General features: G+C 28.9%; 16 protein-coding genes. 7 read left to right on the top strand and 9 right to left on the bottom strand.

Annotated elements, in window-relative coordinates; all coding sequences use genetic code 11:
- On the bottom strand, positions 1-534 hold the full coding sequence (locus SJY27_RS13125) for a hypothetical protein (protein WP_397445318.1): 534 nt from the start codon (positions 532-534) through the stop codon (positions 1-3).
- A gap of 102 nt (positions 535-636) precedes the next feature.
- Complete coding sequence (gene glpQ / locus SJY27_RS13120) at positions 637-1,638, bottom strand: glycerophosphodiester phosphodiesterase (protein WP_397445317.1); 1,002 nt, start codon at positions 1,636-1,638, stop codon at positions 637-639.
- A gap of 91 nt (positions 1,639-1,729) precedes the next feature.
- Between glpQ and SJY27_RS13115 the strand changes: the two genes are divergently transcribed.
- Positions 1,730-1,948, top strand: coding sequence for a hypothetical protein (locus SJY27_RS13115; protein ID WP_397445316.1), 219 nt, complete (start codon positions 1,730-1,732; stop codon positions 1,946-1,948).
- Here SJY27_RS13115 and SJY27_RS13110 read toward each other — a convergent pair.
- Positions 1,945-2,922, bottom strand: coding sequence for an endonuclease (locus SJY27_RS13110; protein ID WP_397445315.1), 978 nt, complete (start codon positions 2,920-2,922; stop codon positions 1,945-1,947). The two genes, SJY27_RS13115 and SJY27_RS13110, sit on opposite strands and share 4 nt — an antisense overlap.
- 566 nt (positions 2,923-3,488) lie before the next feature.
- On the opposite strand from SJY27_RS13110, the gene SJY27_RS13105 reads away from it, so the two are divergent.
- The 5 genes from SJY27_RS13105 (at position 3,489) to SJY27_RS13085 (ending at position 8,783) form a co-directional block, all read left to right on the top strand.
- The gene (locus tag SJY27_RS13105) at positions 3,489-3,830 is read left to right on the top strand and encodes a hypothetical protein (RefSeq protein ID WP_397445313.1); all 342 of its coding nucleotides are present in this window, start codon (positions 3,489-3,491) and stop codon (positions 3,828-3,830) included.
- Between the two features lie 368 nt (positions 3,831-4,198).
- Positions 4,199-5,407: a GTPase HflX gene (hflX, locus tag SJY27_RS13100; protein ID WP_397445311.1), complete on the top strand. Its 1,209-nt coding sequence runs from the start codon at positions 4,199-4,201 to the stop codon at positions 5,405-5,407.
- A gap of 295 nt (positions 5,408-5,702) precedes the next feature.
- Positions 5,703-6,101: a VOC family protein gene (locus tag SJY27_RS13095; protein WP_397445310.1), complete on the top strand. Its 399-nt coding sequence runs from the start codon at positions 5,703-5,705 to the stop codon at positions 6,099-6,101.
- 72 nt (positions 6,102-6,173) lie between these two features.
- Positions 6,174-7,193 (top strand): ligase-associated DNA damage response exonuclease, encoded by a 1,020-nt coding sequence (locus SJY27_RS13090; RefSeq protein ID WP_397445309.1) that lies wholly within the window; start codon positions 6,174-6,176, stop codon positions 7,191-7,193.
- 3 nt (positions 7,194-7,196) lie between these two features.
- Positions 7,197-8,783, top strand: a complete 1,587-nt coding sequence (locus SJY27_RS13085) for an ATP-dependent DNA ligase (RefSeq protein WP_397445308.1) — start codon at positions 7,197-7,199, stop codon at positions 8,781-8,783.
- A gap of 51 nt (positions 8,784-8,834) precedes the next feature.
- Here the strand turns inward: SJY27_RS13085 and SJY27_RS13080 are convergent, their stop codons facing one another.
- The 3 genes from SJY27_RS13080 to SJY27_RS13070 all read right to left on the bottom strand — a co-directional run bounded on the left by SJY27_RS13080 (position 8,835) and on the right by SJY27_RS13070 (position 12,506).
- Positions 8,835-9,935, bottom strand: coding sequence for a DUF4407 domain-containing protein (locus SJY27_RS13080; protein WP_397445307.1), 1,101 nt, complete (start codon positions 9,933-9,935; stop codon positions 8,835-8,837).
- Positions 9,936-10,041: 106 nt separating this feature from the next.
- Positions 10,042-12,138 (bottom strand): M56 family metallopeptidase, encoded by a 2,097-nt coding sequence (locus SJY27_RS13075; RefSeq protein WP_397445306.1) that lies wholly within the window; start codon positions 12,136-12,138, stop codon positions 10,042-10,044.
- Positions 12,135-12,506, bottom strand: a complete 372-nt coding sequence (locus SJY27_RS13070; RefSeq protein WP_397445305.1) for a BlaI/MecI/CopY family transcriptional regulator — start codon at positions 12,504-12,506, stop codon at positions 12,135-12,137. Before SJY27_RS13070 ends, SJY27_RS13075 begins: the two co-directional genes overlap by 4 nt.
- A 111-nt stretch (positions 12,507-12,617) precedes the next feature.
- On the opposite strand from SJY27_RS13070, the gene SJY27_RS13065 reads away from it, so the two are divergent.
- Positions 12,618-13,247, top strand: a complete 630-nt coding sequence (locus tag SJY27_RS13065) for a peptidylprolyl isomerase (protein ID WP_397445304.1) — start codon at positions 12,618-12,620, stop codon at positions 13,245-13,247.
- Between the two features lie 63 nt (positions 13,248-13,310).
- Here the strand turns inward: SJY27_RS13065 and SJY27_RS13060 are convergent, their stop codons facing one another.
- From SJY27_RS13060 to SJY27_RS13050, 3 genes are all read right to left on the bottom strand, one after another.
- Positions 13,311-13,925 (bottom strand): deoxynucleoside kinase, encoded by a 615-nt coding sequence (locus tag SJY27_RS13060; RefSeq protein WP_397445303.1) that lies wholly within the window; start codon positions 13,923-13,925, stop codon positions 13,311-13,313.
- 72 nt (positions 13,926-13,997) lie between these two features.
- Positions 13,998-14,675, bottom strand: a complete 678-nt coding sequence (locus SJY27_RS13055; RefSeq protein WP_397445302.1) for a response regulator transcription factor — start codon at positions 14,673-14,675, stop codon at positions 13,998-14,000.
- Complete coding sequence (locus SJY27_RS13050) at positions 14,668-16,287, bottom strand: sensor histidine kinase (protein WP_397445301.1); 1,620 nt, start codon at positions 16,285-16,287, stop codon at positions 14,668-14,670. Before SJY27_RS13050 ends, SJY27_RS13055 begins: the two co-directional genes overlap by 8 nt.
- Positions 16,288-16,397: the final 110 nt, after the last annotated feature.

Here is a 16,397-nt window from a genome sequence, read left to right as displayed (position 1 = left end):
CTAAATCCAAGGATCCTCGTTAACCTCTAATTGCTTCTGACTGGTAAAAGTTGGTTTTTTTTGACCTCCTGCTTCACCAATTTTTAAACAAGAAAACAACAAAAAACAGATTTCTATATCTTTTGCATCCAGTAACAATAATTTTATACTTTCTGGGGAGTTTTTATCGGAATAAGACTCGTCTATTTCTGCAATTTTAACATCGTTTTTATATATAGATAATTTCTTCTTATAATGAATTTTTATGTCATAATGAATCTGATTTACGTCAACAGCATAAATTGTTTTTCTATTATTCTGAGAAATTAAATCGGGTAATGTAGCTTCATTTTTTTGGATATGATACACCATTTGCCATCTCCAGAATTGAAACTGCTTGATTATTTTGTAGATAAGTTTTTGATTCGCGTCGAAAATTTCACAACCTAATTTTCCAAAATCCATATACCACTCAGCAACATAAATGTTATCTGTAGTAGAAAATAATTCTAATTTATTGTTTGTGTGTTGTATCGAAAAAGAAGTCAACTCCATTAACTAAATATTTACAATTTCTTTACAAAGATATATATTGTGTTAATGATAATCACTTATATCTTATAAAATAACAACAATATTTCAAAATTATGCCATAATTTAAAATTCATGATTTTGCTTTTCTAAAAACTTTAAAACCAAGTCTGGAAAATCAGTAAATACACCATCAACCTCAGCATCAATTAAAAGAGTGTGTACCATTTTTTCAAATGATGTAAATTCTCCTAAAGCATCTGCTCTAAAGGTATAAGGATGCACTTTTAAACCCAATTGATGTGCTTCTGCAACCAAATCTGTAAATTGCCATCTTCCTTCCACTTTTTTATCTAAAATTTGTGTATACCAAGGGCCAATTCCGTCTGCATAGGTTGCAAAAAAATCAAGATGTTTTGTTTCTTCAGGAAACTCTATCAATTGCATTAAAAATAATTCAGATTTTAATTCTTTTCTAATTCTTTGCAATTCTTTAGCATCAAAACACTGTAAAATACAATTGTCTTTTTTACTATGATATCCATAATCAGACAAAATTTTTAGCACAATTTCAGAAATTTTTTTCCCTTCTTTTTGATGAAATTCAGGCGCTTTAATTTCTGGATAAATTCCAATATTTTTTCCTGTAGATGCATTTAACCCTTGAATCAATTCAATTTCTTCTTGTAAAGAATGTAATCTAAAACTAGCTTTCCATTTCGGAAAACGGTTTTTATAAACTTGTTGTCCTGTTTTTGGATTAAAACGTTCTGTAACTTTTAATGTTTGTAGTTCATTGAACGTAAAATCAATCACATAATAACGATTGTCTTTTCGTTTTCTTTCACTAAATTTTGATGCCACATCTGTAACATCATCCAAGTAAATATCATGAATAACAATGGGTACATCATCTTTACTTAAAACCACATCTTGTTCAATAAAATCAGCATTCATGGCATGTGCCATTGCTTTTGCCTCTAAAGTATGTTCAGGTAAATATCCAGAAGCACCTCTGTGAGCAATTACTATTTTTTTTTCCATTTTAGATTCTTTATTAGGTGTAATATTGCAACCAAATAAACATATGATACTTAAAAATGGTAAAATTATTGCTTTGGTAGCCATATAGAAAAGTTTAATTTATGAAATTGATTTCAAATTGTATTTAAAGATATAACTTTTGTAATTTTGTAACATGAAGTTAGCGTTAAAAATAATGTTCGGAATTTTTATTCTTTGGATGATTACAGGAGCTTTTCTTGTAAACACCGAACACGAAAAAGCCCAAATTGTAATGGGTTTAGGGGTTTTATTTTTGTCTTTTATATTTATGCCTTTGTTTATTTACTACAGATACAAAGATGGCAAATACAAAAAATACATATTAAATGATGAGAAGATTTTAGCTGCCTTTAAAAAGCAGGATGATAATTAGCCTTTCTTTTTTAAAAAAGCGTAGACAGGAAAATGATCTGAAAAACCACCTTGATACCATTTACCAATATAGGTTCTAAAAGGGCTACCTTTAAATTTACCGCTATAAATTTTCATCCAATCTTTATTAAAAACCTCTGCGTGTTTCAAGTAAAACTTACCTGATTCTTTGTCTAAAAAGTTTTTAGAAAAAATAATTTGATCGAACAAATTCCAATTTCCATTATAAGTAAGTGTTCCGCTTTTTTCTTTATCCAACAAACTTTTCATCGGATTATAAAAATCATCTTGAACCAAATATTTCGCTACGCTTTTGCTTGTAGGATCGTCGTTAAAATCGCCCATAATAATAATTTTCGGGCTCATTTCTTTGGTATGAATATCATCTATAATAGCTCGTACAGTTTTTGCAGCTGTAATTCTTTTATGTGCAGTTTCTGCAGCTCCTTCTCTTCTAGAGGACCAATGATTTACTAAAATATGAATTAACTCTCCATATAAATTTCCGCTAACTTTTAAAATATCTCTAGTATAATCTCTTTCTCCGATTTCGGTTTCTAGAAAAACAGGATAGGTTTCAGATTCAATAAACTCAAAGGCAATTTTATTATATAACAAAGCCACATCAATTCCTCTTTCATCTGGTGAATTATGGTGTACAAATTCATAATGGTGTTTTCTTAAATGCTCAGCATTTACCAAATCTGCCACTACTTTTGCGTTTTCTACTTCTACCAAACCAACAATTGCAGGTGGATATTTAGATGCATTTAAACCCAATTGAGAAATTACTGAACCTAATTTTTTTATTTTATTACGATAACGTTTGTAGGTCCACTTTTTTTTACCCTCTGGTGTAAAATCATCATCATCAGTTTTTGGATCATCAATAGTATCAAATAAATTTTCTACATTATAAAAAGCAACAGTAATGTTATTTTTTCTCTGTTGATTAGATACTTTTAATGGAAACATAAAATAATCTTTTTGGTAAACGTAAGTAATTAGAAAAAATTAGATAATAACTGTTTCATCTTGTTTTATTAACGTTATTATAACGTATAATAATTACAAAATTCTTAAATTTGCAACATATTATTGATGATATAAAAAAATAAATCGCACTAAAATACATAATCTATGAAAAACGACAAGTAAAAGCATTAAAAATTTGAATTAATTAGTTAAAGCCTCAATATATATTGAGGCTTTTTCTTTGCTAAAAAACAAACTTTTTCATTATGTTAGAAACACTTTTTATAGTGCGCTTAATATTAATTTAATACTAACTTTTGTAGTGTTTTTAACAACTTACTGTATTTGTATTTTATTTTTTTGGCACATTCTATCTTTCGTTATAAAATCAATATAATTTTAATAACTATTAACACTTTATTAGTAGTATAAATATAATGTTAAGCCATAAAAAACACCCCAAAACCTAACCAATAGCACACATTTATATAACGTTTATTTTCTTTTTTAAAATTAGTCTTCAATTAAATTTACAGTATTATTTAATCATATTAAAATTTAAAAAAATGAAAAAGCTTTCCATCTTATTGTTAATCACTTTAATGACAACATTTACAACATTTTCTAACAACAACCGCTCAATTAGAGACGAAGTTAGCAACAAATTAAGAACAAAAATTATAACACTTCTAGGCAACTATCAAAATGTTTTAGACACGCAAACAGAAAAAGCAGCTGTTAAATTTATGATTAATAGAAAAGGAGAAATTATTGTACTTTCTGTTGATACAAAACAAGAAAACATTTCAACTTTTATAAAAAATAAACTAAATTACAAAGAGGCTAACATTAAAAATGTAAAATACTTTGCAACTTACACACTACCTATAAAATTTATAAAAAACTAGTTTATATTATCCTCAACTTATTTTGAGTTTGTTTGTTAAAGCCTCCAACTGTGAGGCTTTTTTTATTTCTCTTAAACTCTTCATTACATAATGATAAATTTTTGTTAAATAGAAGTTTAACCTTCTTTCACAATAGTATTACTTTTATATTTGCATGAAGTAATATTAAAGTAATTTTTTCAAGTTTTAGTTTATTATTTTTTGTTTTTGTTCTTTTTCTTTAGAAAAATAAATTTACATAAAGCTTGTTTAATTTTTCATTAAAGTTAGTTTGGTTGATTGATTGATAAAGTTGGCATTAAAAATTCATTTTTTTGATGTCAACTTTTCTATTTTTTAGTTCAAAATAGTTCGTACTTTTGTAATCTATGATAGATGCAAAAGAAGCCATTTCTGAAAAGGCCGTTTTAATCGGTGTAATTACACAACAACAAGATGAAGCAAAATCTGAAGAATATTTAGATGAGTTAGAGTTTTTAACATCTACTGCTGGTGGAGTTGCTGTAAAACGTTTTGTTCAAAAGTTAGATAAACCAAATCCAAAGACTTTTTTAGGCGCTGGTAAGCTAGAAGATGTAAGAGATTATATTCAATCAAATCATATTGGTACTGCCATTTTTGATGATGAGCTCTCCCCTGCTCAATTACGTAATATTGAGAAAATTTTAGATTGCAAAATTTTAGATAGAACCAATTTAATCTTAGATATTTTTGCACAAAGAGCACAAACAAGCTCTGCAAAAACTCAGGTAGAATTAGCACAACACGAATATTTATTACCGCGTTTAACGCGTCTTTGGACTCACCTTGATAAACAAAAAGGAGGAATTGGAATGCGTGGACCTGGAGAAACCGAAATTGAAACAGACAGACGTATTATTCGCGATAAAATTACTTTATTAAAAAAACGTCTCAAAACTATCGATAAACAAATGGCGGTTCAGAGAAAGAACCGTGGTAAAATGGTAAGAGTAGCTTTGGTGGGTTACACCAATGTTGGTAAATCGACCTTAATGAATGTAATTAGCAAAAGCGAGGTTTTTGCAGAAAATAAGCTTTTCGCAACTTTAGATACTACTGTGCGTAAAGTGGTCATTAAAAACATTCCGTTTTTAATGACAGATACTGTTGGGTTTATCAGAAAATTACCCACACAATTGGTAGAATCTTTTAAATCTACCTTAGATGAAGTTCGCGAAGCTGATTTGTTATTGCACGTTATTGATATTTCTCACCCCAATTTCGAAGATCACATAGCCTCTGTAAATACCATTTTAGATGATATCAATTGTGTAGACAAACCCACTGTAATGGTTTTTAATAAAATTGATGCTTATCAACACGAAACCATTGATGAAGACGATTTAGAAACCGAAAAAACTAAAGAACATTATACCTTACAAGATTGGGAAAAAACTTGGATGAATAAAGAAAATGTTGAGGCTATTTTTATATCTGCCTTAAACAAACAAAATCTAGAGGATTTTAAAGAAAAAACCTATGAAGAGGTAAAGAAAATTCACATTCAACGTTTTCCTTACAACGATTTTTTATATTATGAATATAAAGAAGAGTAATTGTTAATCAGAATATTTTTTTCTTAACCTCAACCCTCTATACAATTTAAAAAAACAAGGAAAAGAACGTGTAATTATTTAATAGCAATACTGTTATTAAAGCGTTTAACAGTTCTAAAAAAAAGTAATTTTATCACCAATAAGCAGCTTCATTAACTTATAAAGTTATTATTTTTTAGCAAATTATTGTTCAACTATTTTCAAATCAGTTCGTAAAAAAATCAAAACAGCAAAAATAAATACTCTTGTTTTATAATTTTGATAAGAATCTAATATAAACTTAAAAAAACAAGAGATGAGAGTGCAACCGTATTTAACGTTTAACGGAAACTGTAACGAAGCTTTAAACTTTTACAGCGAACTATTTAATGCAGAGGTAAAAAACAAACAAACATACCATGATAAAAAAATAGATGTTCCATTATCCCACAGAAAAAAATTACAACATGCAGAGTTAAAGGGAAAAGGAATTCATTTAATGGCTTATGATGCTTCTCCAGACACTCCTTTAAACGCAGGTAATAATATTAGCATTAGCGTAGATTTAAATGATAATGAAGAGGCAGAAGATGTTTTTAATAACCTTTCTAAAGAAGGAATAACACATCACGAATTTAAAGAAAGAGAATGGGGTTATTATGGAAGATGTACAGACAAATACGGAATTAGTTGGATGGTAAACTGTAATTGTTAAAAAGAACATAAAATTAAAAACAATGGATTGTGTAACCACAATCCATTGCTTATCTTTAGGAAAAACTAACATTTGAAACTCGTAAAATTTACCAAAAAAGGTATTTATTGTATTCCAGGGAAATTCTATTTAGATCCTTGGTATCCTGTTGATTATGCCGTAATTTCTCACGGACACGCAGATCACGCAAGATGGGGAAATAAGCATTATTTATGTCATAACGATTCTAAGGCAATTTTACAACACAGAATTGGTCGAGATATTTCTATTGAAAGTTTAGGCTATAATCAACCTAAACAAATAAACGGCGTAAAAGTGAGTTTTTTTCCTGCAGGCCATATTATTGGTTCTGCTCAAATCAAATTAGAACACAAAGGCTATGTGGTCGTTTTTTCTGGTGATTATAAAACGCAGCCAGATTTTCTTACTACGCCTTTTGAGCCTGTAAAATGCCACGAATTCATCACAGAAAGCACGTTTGGTTTGCCTATTTACAAATGGAAATCTGAAGAAGAATTGCAAACAGAAATCCAAAATTGGGTTTTACGAAATCAACAAAACAATAGAACGAGTGTTTTTTTAGGATACAGTTTAGGGAAAGCACAAAGAGTGATGAAACTACTTGAAGGAGTTTCCGATATTTATGTACATTCAGCAATTCATAATTTAAATGAAGCTATTAAAAATTCAGGAATCGCATTACCAGAATCAACCTTAATTACAGCAGATTCTAAAAAAACCGACATCCAAAATAAAATTGTTATCTTACCTCCTGCTCTATTAGGCTCTAGATTATTAAAACGAATTCCAAATGCAGCCACAGCAATTTGTTCGGGTTGGATGCATATTCGTGGAAACCGACGTTGGAAAGGTGTTGATGCTGGTTTTGCAGTAAGTGATCACGCAGATTGGGATGGATTATTAGAGGCAGTAAAAGCTACTGAAGCCGAAAAAGTATATGTTACACACGGATCTCAAGCCGTTTTTTCTAAGTATTTGAATGAAATTGGTATTGAAGCATACGAACTAAAAACAGAATTTGGCGAAGACGAATTGATAAAAGCTGATGAACAAAAAACAGCAATTTCATAAGCTATGAAAGATTTTTCTAACTTGATTAGTGCTATTGAAATCACCAATAAAACCAATGCAAAAATTGATGCTTTGGTGAATTATTTTAAAACGGCTCCAGATAAAGATAAATTGTGGTTGATTGCTTTATTTACGGGTAAAAGACCTTCTAGACCTGTAAAATCTACCTTAATGAAAGCTTGGTGTATGGAAATTACCCAACTTCCTGAATGGTTGTTTTTAGAAAGTTACAGCACAGTTGGAGATTTAGGAGAAACTTTAGCACTCTTATTACCTAATCCTAAAAACAATATTGAAAAACCATTGCATATTTGGATTGATGAACTCATCAACCTAAAACAAAAAACAGACGAAGAAAAAAAGGAATATGTGTTAACAGCCTGGAATGGTTTAAACGCTCAAGAACGTTTAATTTTTAATAAATTAATTGGTGGTAGTTTTAGAATCGGGGTTTCAAAAAAAACATTAGTCAATGCTTTAGCCAAATTATCAGGTATTGATGCCAATCAATTGATGCACAGTATTATTGGGAATTGGACACCAAATTCCATCTCTTTTGATGCCTTATTGCATGGAGAACATATCAATTACGACAATTCCAAACCTTATCCGTTTTGTTTGGCATATGCTTTAGAAAAAGATTTGCAAGATTTAGGTGATGAAAACGACTGGCAAGTGGAATACAAATGGGATGGCATTCGTGGACAAATCATCAAGAGAAAAGATGAAGTTTTTATTTGGTCTAGAGGAGAAGAATTGGTTACGCAACAGTTTCCAGAGTTGGTAGAAACTATTTCTAAATTAGAAGAAGATTTTGTAATTGACGGAGAAATACTAGCCATTAAAGACAGTGCTGTATTGCTTTTTAACGATTTACAAAAACGATTGAATCGTAAAAATGTAACCAAAAAATTATTAGAAGAAGTGCCTGTGGGTTTGTATGTCTATGACATCTTAGAATTGAATAATGAAGATTTGAGAAATCAATCTATGGCAGGTAGAAGACTAAAACTAGAACAATTATTCCAACAAAATACCAGTAACATTTTAAAATTATCCGAAGTCATTACTTTCAAAAATTGGGATGAATTGGATGCCTTAAGAAATGCAGCAAGAAGTTTTAATTCAGAAGGATTAATGCTCAAAAACAAATCATCTGTTTATCATGTTGGAAGAAAAAAAGGCGATTGGTGGAAATGGAAAGTAGATCCGTTAACCATTGATGCTGTAATGATTTACGCCCAAAAAGGAAGTGGAAGACGAAGCTCTAAATACACAGATTATACGTTTGCTGTTAAAAATGAAGATAAATTAGTTACAGTTGCTAAAGCCTATTCAGGATTAACAGATAAAGAAATAACAGAAATTTCAAGCTGGGTAAACCAAAATGCAATAGAAAAATTTGGTCCGGTTAGAACTGTAAAACCAGAATTGGTTTTTGAAATCGTTTTTGAAGGCATTGCCTACAGCAAACGTCATAAAAGTGGAGTAGCCTTACGTTTCCCAAGAATGAAACGTTGGCGAAAAGATAAAACTGTAAAAGATATTGATACTATTGATTCAGTTAAAGCATTGATTAAAAATAATTAAAATTTCTTAATCTAAAAACACATCAATTTCAGTATTAGCAACAACAACTTTTTAAAGCATTTTTTGTTGTTTTTTGTAAAATGAATCAGCCTGTAGTTTCATTAATTCTCTTGCCATTTTCTGTTTGTAGTTGTACAATTCTTCATCAGCAGTAATATCTTTATACACTTTATTATCAATAGTAATATCTGCATTTAGCATTTGTTTTCTTTGTTGCATTTGTTGAGTTGCCCAAGTTTTAACAGCAGATAATTTTTCTTCGAGTTTAAAATCATATTCACCTTTTGGTGCTAATAATTTTGCAATAATTGGCGAGGTTTCAATAGCCAAAAACAGCAAGAAAATAAAAAACGATGTAAAGAATGGCAATTTGCCTAAAGCATTAATTCTTGCCATTAATCCATCAAAATTAGAAATTATAGGTTGCGATTTTGTTTCTGCTAACTTTTGATTATTAATTAAAGTAGCAATCGCATTTTCTTTTGCTTCAATTTTAGCTAAATTTTCTTTTTTCAGTTGCTGTAAAGCCAATAAAGAAGCATCGTGTTTTGCTCTTTTTTCCTTGTAAACGGGGCCTTTGCCTAATTTTTTTGTTCCAGTAGTGCCTTCTGCTTCAGAAATATAAATTTCGTACAAGTTATTGGTTTCTTTTTCTTTGCGAATAATTTCTTGTTGAAGTGTCTGAATTTCTGACTTAATTTGATTAATCTCTGGTGTAAATTGTTGTGCAATTTGAGTTTTGTTATCCAAAGTCATTTGGTTTTTTTCTGTTAACAAAACCTGATTGATTTCTTTTTCAAACAATTTTAATTCCAAAGGTTTCGAAATAACAGTGGCAATAATAATTGCCAAAATTATTCTAGGAGTTGCTTGTGCAAATTCTTTCCATTTAGAATCTGTTTTTTTAATAGTAGAGACTATAAATCGATCTAAATTAAAAATTAACAATCCCCAAATTAATCCGAAGAAAATAGCGCTATACAAATTATCGAAAACAGTGTATAAAGCATACGAACCAGCAATTGTTGCCATAATTGCAGTAAAAAATACGGTAGCACCTATGCCAACATATTTATTTTGTTCGCCATTAGAACATTCGTTAATTAAGTTTTTATCAACACCAGAACAAGTCAAAAAGAAATTTTTAAGCAAGGTTTTTGTATTTAAATGTATAAATACAACGTTTTAAAAGCGAATTTGTTACATAAAAAAAGCCCTTAAATTTTTAAATTTAAAGGCTTTTAAAACAAGTTTAAAATTATTTTTTTATGGGTGTTTTAGAAATCCAAACTTTATAATTACTGTTATTTGTGCTTTCTGAGTGAATCGTTAAATTTTTATTCTTTTTTAATAATGCTATTGCTTTATCAGAGTGTATTGGCTCTTTTTCGTAATAAAATTTTGCTCCTTTTTTAGCCATTTCAATCACTTGGTCTAAATGATTTTTTGGTGGAGGTGGAGGAGCAAAGTCATTTCCAGTTCTTTTTTTCCAAGCTTTATAAGCTTTTTTTGATCTTAAAATCTCTTCTTCAGATGCATTAGGAACTGGTGGTGGAGGTGGAATTAATAATTTATCTTCTTCTGTTAATTCTGATCTTAACTTATAAAAAACTTTATTGTTTTTTCTTAATTTTAAATAAGGTTTTACAGGGGTTTCAGGACGAGTTACTTTGTTTTTATCAGCTTTAGACATTCTAAAATACATACCACCTAAATCTGAAAATTCTCTATCTATTTCTTTTTGCTCTTTGTTAGTTTTAAAAACATAATGTTTACCTGTGCTCTTTAACTTTTCAAAAATAAGATGTTTCTTTTTGTATTCTTTTACAATATCAAGATTTACTAATTTTCCATTTAAATAATACCTAGCTATTCTTTCATTTTTATCAAAAGTGTAATAGTATTTATCACTATTTATAGTGATGTACCAGTTTTTATGAAATTTAGGATCCTCCTGAATTTCTATTATTTTGATGTTTCCTTTATCCTCTTGAATTTCAATTATATTATGATCTTCTTTAATATAGTTCATAAATTTCTCCACTCGCTTTTTATTTTGAGCATTAAAATAGGCTGTAGTTTCTAAATTAGCCTGATTTTCTTGCGGAAAACGTTTGCTTCTTGCATTTTTATAAACGTGACTATTAAAATACCTAGCAAAATCTGTGTGTTTGTAAGTATTTAAAAGTTCGTTTTTAACTACTTTTCCATCAATCCAAACAGCAAACTTCTCACTGTTTTTTAAAGCTTCAAATTGAGCTTTAGATGGAATTATTCTTTTTGATTTTAAAGGAGGAGGAGGCATCAATCTTGCTTTTTCCTCATCATTTAATTCGCTATATTTTTTAGAAATCGTGTTACCATTCTCACCTTTTCTTTGAATCGTTAGGTTTTTATAAAAGTAATTTTTATAGATTTCCGAATTTGATAAATCATCTTTTTTAAAAGGTACATCCTCAACAATTGTTTCTACATTTTCTTGTACTTCTTGCGCTTCAACTCTTTCTGCAAAGAGGAAGACAAATCCTGCTAAAAGCGGAATTACCGCCAGTTTTTTCAACAAGATTTTTTTGCCTGAACTTTGTGTGGTCATCATTTTTAATCTTTTTTTAGTAAGTGAATAATTCAAATTACTGGCCAAGTAATATTCGTTTTTCCAAGCAGCTTTATTTACCAATAAGTGCTGATATTGGATTGTGTTTTTATGTTGATGAATTACACGCTCATCTGCCAAAAATTCGTGATTTAGTTGCACCGCTTTTTTTAGCAAAATAAAGAAAGGGTTTATCCAAAAAATGGCATGTAATAATTCTAAGAGTATTATATCTAAGGTGTGTTTTTGTGTAACATGTGTAAGCTCGTGTGTAAAAAGTTCTTTTTCAATCTTTTTATTTTCATAATCATTTTTGTTGATGAAAATATAGTTCCAAAATGTATGAGGTAATATTTGATCATCAACCAAAATTAAAATTGCTTTTTGATAAGGAATTGCTGTGTTTTTCTTTGTTTTATGAATTATATTGAATAAATTTTTACCCAAGCGAATGCATAATATTGCTGATATTATAAAATATATGATGATTAAAATTGAATTGTAATCAAAAGTATTTTCAATAATAATTTCTGTTGGAATATTTTCGGTATGGTAAGCTATATTTGAAGTAGTTGCATTTTCTATAATGATGGGTGCTGCATCAATATAAATAACATATAAAGGTGCTAAAAATGAAAAGAACACACTGCCTATTAAATAGAATCGATTAAAATTATGCATTTTCTCTCTTTCTAAAACTAAGTAATAGAAAAATAAAAGCAATGCTAAACAAGTTGCTGATTTTAAAAGATATGCAATCATTTTTTTTGTTTTTTAATTTGAGAATCAATTACTTTTTTTAATTCTTCTAATTCATCAGTAGATAAATTTGTTTCTTTTGTAAAAAAAGATGCAAACTGACTAGCAGAATCATTGAAGAAATTTTTGATTAGACCATTTACGTGTTTCGAAAAATAATCTGTTTTTTTTATGATTGGGTAATATTCTCTAGATTTTCCGAATAATTTATAATCTATAAAACCTTTGTCTTTAATTCTTTTTAAAAGAGTTGCAACAGTTGTAGTTGCTGGTTTTGGTTCTGGAAAATCTTCTAATAAATCTTTTAAAAATGCTTTTTTACGCTTCCATAAATATTGCATTAATTGCTCTTCTGTTTTTGATAATTGCATCCTTATAAATATTTCACTCTACAAACATAGAATAAAAATTTTAATTCTACAAATGTAGAGTTAAAATAGTTTTTACTTTTTATACCTTTGATTTTATAAAAAAGAAATAGAATGAAACGAATTTTACTATTAGCATCAATACTAATAATGGCATCTTGTGCATCAAAAAAGTTTAATGAAAAATGGTTAAAAAAAGAAGCTCCAGCAACTTTTAAAGCAAGATTTGAAACTACAAAAGGAATTTTTGATATTGAAGCCAAAAGAGAATGGTCTCCAAAAGGAGTAGATCGATTGTATCAACTAATTAAAAATGATTATTATGTAGATGTTGCTATTTTTAGAGTGGTGCCCAATTTTGTGGCTCAATTTGGTATTCATAATGACACGTTAATCCATAATGCATGGCAAAAAAGAGGCCTTGAAGACGAACCTGTTTTAGAAAAAAATGCCAAAATGACAATTTCGTTTGCTAGAGGTGGTGTAAGTTCAAGATCAAATCAAATTTTTATCAATTTAAAAGATAATTTTCGGTTAGATAAGTTAGACTATTCTGGTGTCACTGGTTTTCCTGTGATTGCTAAAGTTATTGATGGTGAAGAAAATGTTTTAAAATTTTACGATGGTTATGGTGATGAATTAGGCCGTAAACAAGGCAGAATAACTAAAGAAGGGAATGCTTTTTTAAAAGAAAACTACCCTAAAGTTGATTATATTTTAAAGGCTTATATTTTAAAGAAATAGAACTAAAAAAGGGAGTGATTCACTTTGAATCACTCCCTTTTTATATATTTATCTCGTTCCTTTTTAAAAAAGCCCGTTAATTTGTGCGTCTATTCTATCAATAATATAACCCAAATCTTCTTGATTTGAAACAAAATCTAAATTATCTACATCAATTACTAAAAGTTTTCCTTTGGTGTATTTAGCAATAAAAGCTTCATAACGTTCATTTAATCTGCTTAAATAATCAATACTAATAGAGTTTTCGTAATCTCTACCTCTTTTATGAATTTGCCCTACTAAGGTAGAAATATCTGCACGTAAATAAATTAACAAATCTGGTGGAGAAATTAGATTTTCCATCAACTCAAAAAGAGAACTATAATTGCTATAATCTCTATTGGTCATTAAACCCATTGCATGTAAATTGGGTGCAAAAATATGTGCATCTTCATAAATGGTTCTATCTTGAATAATGCTTTTACCTGTTTTTCTTAATTCTAATATTTGTCTAAAACGACTGTTTAAAAAATAAACCTGTAAGTTAAAAGACCAACGTTCCATTTCTCCATAAAAATCATCTAAATACGGATTTTCGTCAACAGACTCAAAATGAGGTTTCCATTTGTAATGTTTAGCTAAAAGTTTGGTTAGTGTGGTTTTACCAGCCCCAATATTACCTGCAATTGCAACGTGCATAGTTGTAAAAGTTCTAAAAGATTAAAAAAAAGAGATGCCAAAGGTACTAAAAAATATAGGGTATCAGAATTACTAACAAATTAATTTGTATCCAAAGCCACGTACATTTAAAATTTGAATGTTGCTATCCTTCTTCAATTTTTTGCGCAATTTACTGATAAAAACATCCATACTTCTGGCATTAAAAAAATCATCATTCCCCCATAATTTATTTAAAATAAAGGTTCTATCTAAAACTTCATTTTTCTTTTCAATAAGGTAAAATAAGAGTTGTGCTTCTCTATGCGTTAAATTTTCTACGTTTGATGCATGAGTCAAAGTTTGTTTGGTAAAATTGAAAATATATTCGCCAATTTTAAGAGTTTCTACATTGGTTTTTAGTACAATTCTATTGAGTAAGGCTTTGATTCTCACAATCAATTCTTCCATAGAAAAGGGCTTTTTTAAGTAATCATTTCCACCATGATTAAACCCCTCAACCACATCACTTACCTGAGATTTTGCTGTTAAAAAAATAATAGGAATATTTTTATTTTCTTGCCTTATTTCTTTAGCCAAAGTAAAACCGTCTTTTTTGGGCATCATAACATCCAACACCAAAATATCTGGTTGTTCTGTTTGATAAATTTGATACGCTTCTTCGCCATTTTCTGCATGATAAACCACAAAATTTCTAGTTTCTAAACTCTCTTTTACAATCATTCCTAAACTAGCTTCATCTTCAGCTAAAAGCACTTTTATTTTAGACATTGGGTATGATAATTTTAAAAATGGTTTGGTTTTTGTTGGAATAAAGCACAATGCTTCCTGCATGTTTTTCAATAATTTTTTTACAATAATACAAGCCAATTCCAAAGCCTTTTACATCGTGTGTATTTCCTTTTGGGACTCTGTAAAATTTGTCGAAAATCTTTTCTTGTTGATTTTTTTCAATTCCATTTCCATCATCAGCAATGGTTATTTCTGTAGATTTTAAAATAGAGTTAATATTGATGTCTATTGTATTTCCACCATATTTTATGGCATTGTCTATTAAGTTAGAAATTACATTTTCGAAATGAAAAACATCAACATTTACATAATTTGGTTGTAAGTTCCACGAAAAATGCAGCTCTTTGTTATTGGCTAATAATTGGTGTTTTTTTACTAGTTTATCTGTCATTTCAACCACATCAATAGTTTCTTTTTTTAGCATTAATTGTTCACTATCTAAAGTAGCAGTTTCTAACAATTTTTCTACCATTTGATGCAGTTTTTTTAATTGTACAGCAGACATTGCCAAATATCTTTGGGTTTTTTCTTTATCATCAATTACATTAAAATTTTCAATAGCTTCAATAGCTGTAGATACTGTAGCAATTGGCGTTTTAAATTCGTGTGTAATATTGCTAATTAAATCGTTTTTAATGGTAGCCAATTCTTTTTGTTGATTAATGATTTTTAATAAATAAAACAAACAAGAAATAATTAATAAAGACAAAATTAACGATAGAAAAATGCCACCAAAACTCCTTTTAAGGGCTTCGTAATTGGGGTTGCTGTAATATAATTTATAAGATTGATTGTCTTTTAAATAAGTAGATTTTGAGTTTGCTGAGAATTTTTTATTTACTAAAGTAGTGTCTTTTGTTCTTTTAAAAATGGTGTCATTTTTTAAATGATGAAAACTTGTTTTTAAGTAAATGCCTTTGATGTGTAATTGATTTTCTATTAAAGAATCTATTGTATTGTAATCTAAAGATTGATCTAAAAACGAAACAAAAATGGGTTTTAGGTTGGTAATTAGTTTTAAACTATCTGCAGCTGCTTTACCTTTAAAATATTTTACTGAAGTTTTGTTGCCGTTTTTATCAAAATGAATTCCGTTTTTATCATCTGTAAATTGGGTATAGGAAGTAGTTGAATCATTCTTCCATCGTAAACGCAGTAAAGAATCTTTTTTCCAATTCAGTTTAGTAACAAATTCTCTTGTACCAAGCATTAAAGAATCTCTTTTTTCTTGAGATAAATTTTCATCCGAAGAAATTTGAATACTATTAATGGTAAATTTAGGTTTCAGGTTCTCTTTAGAATTTGGAGTGTTTTTTATTTTAGAAATTATAGAATCGAAAGAAGTATTGCTTTTAAGTTTTACAGTTTGGTCAGCATCTGTATCGTTATTAATAATGGTTAAAAAATTGCTTTTTGCTAAAGTAGAAAAGTATTCTTCAATTGCATTGTCTAAACTTAGCTGAATTTCGTTAGCAACTCTTTGCTTGTTTTCTTGGTAGTTTTTGTAATTCCAGTAAAACTGAACCCCAATTGTTGTAATAATTGTGAGGGCTATTAAGTAAAAAAGCCATTTGTATTTTTGGGTATTCATATTACAAATATAGGTTCTAATTTTAAGAAAATTAATTGGTTAACACTCGTTAACGTTCGTTAACCTTAAAAAGTAAATTGATGTTGCATCTTTGTACTGTAATCCAATAA

Source organism: Polaribacter sp. R77954 (genome assembly GCF_044595335.1).
Lineage (GTDB): Bacteria > Bacteroidota > Bacteroidia > Flavobacteriales > Flavobacteriaceae > Polaribacter.
The sequence above is the reverse complement of the archived record's forward strand: the minus strand, read 5'-3'. Positions and strand labels throughout refer to the sequence as shown.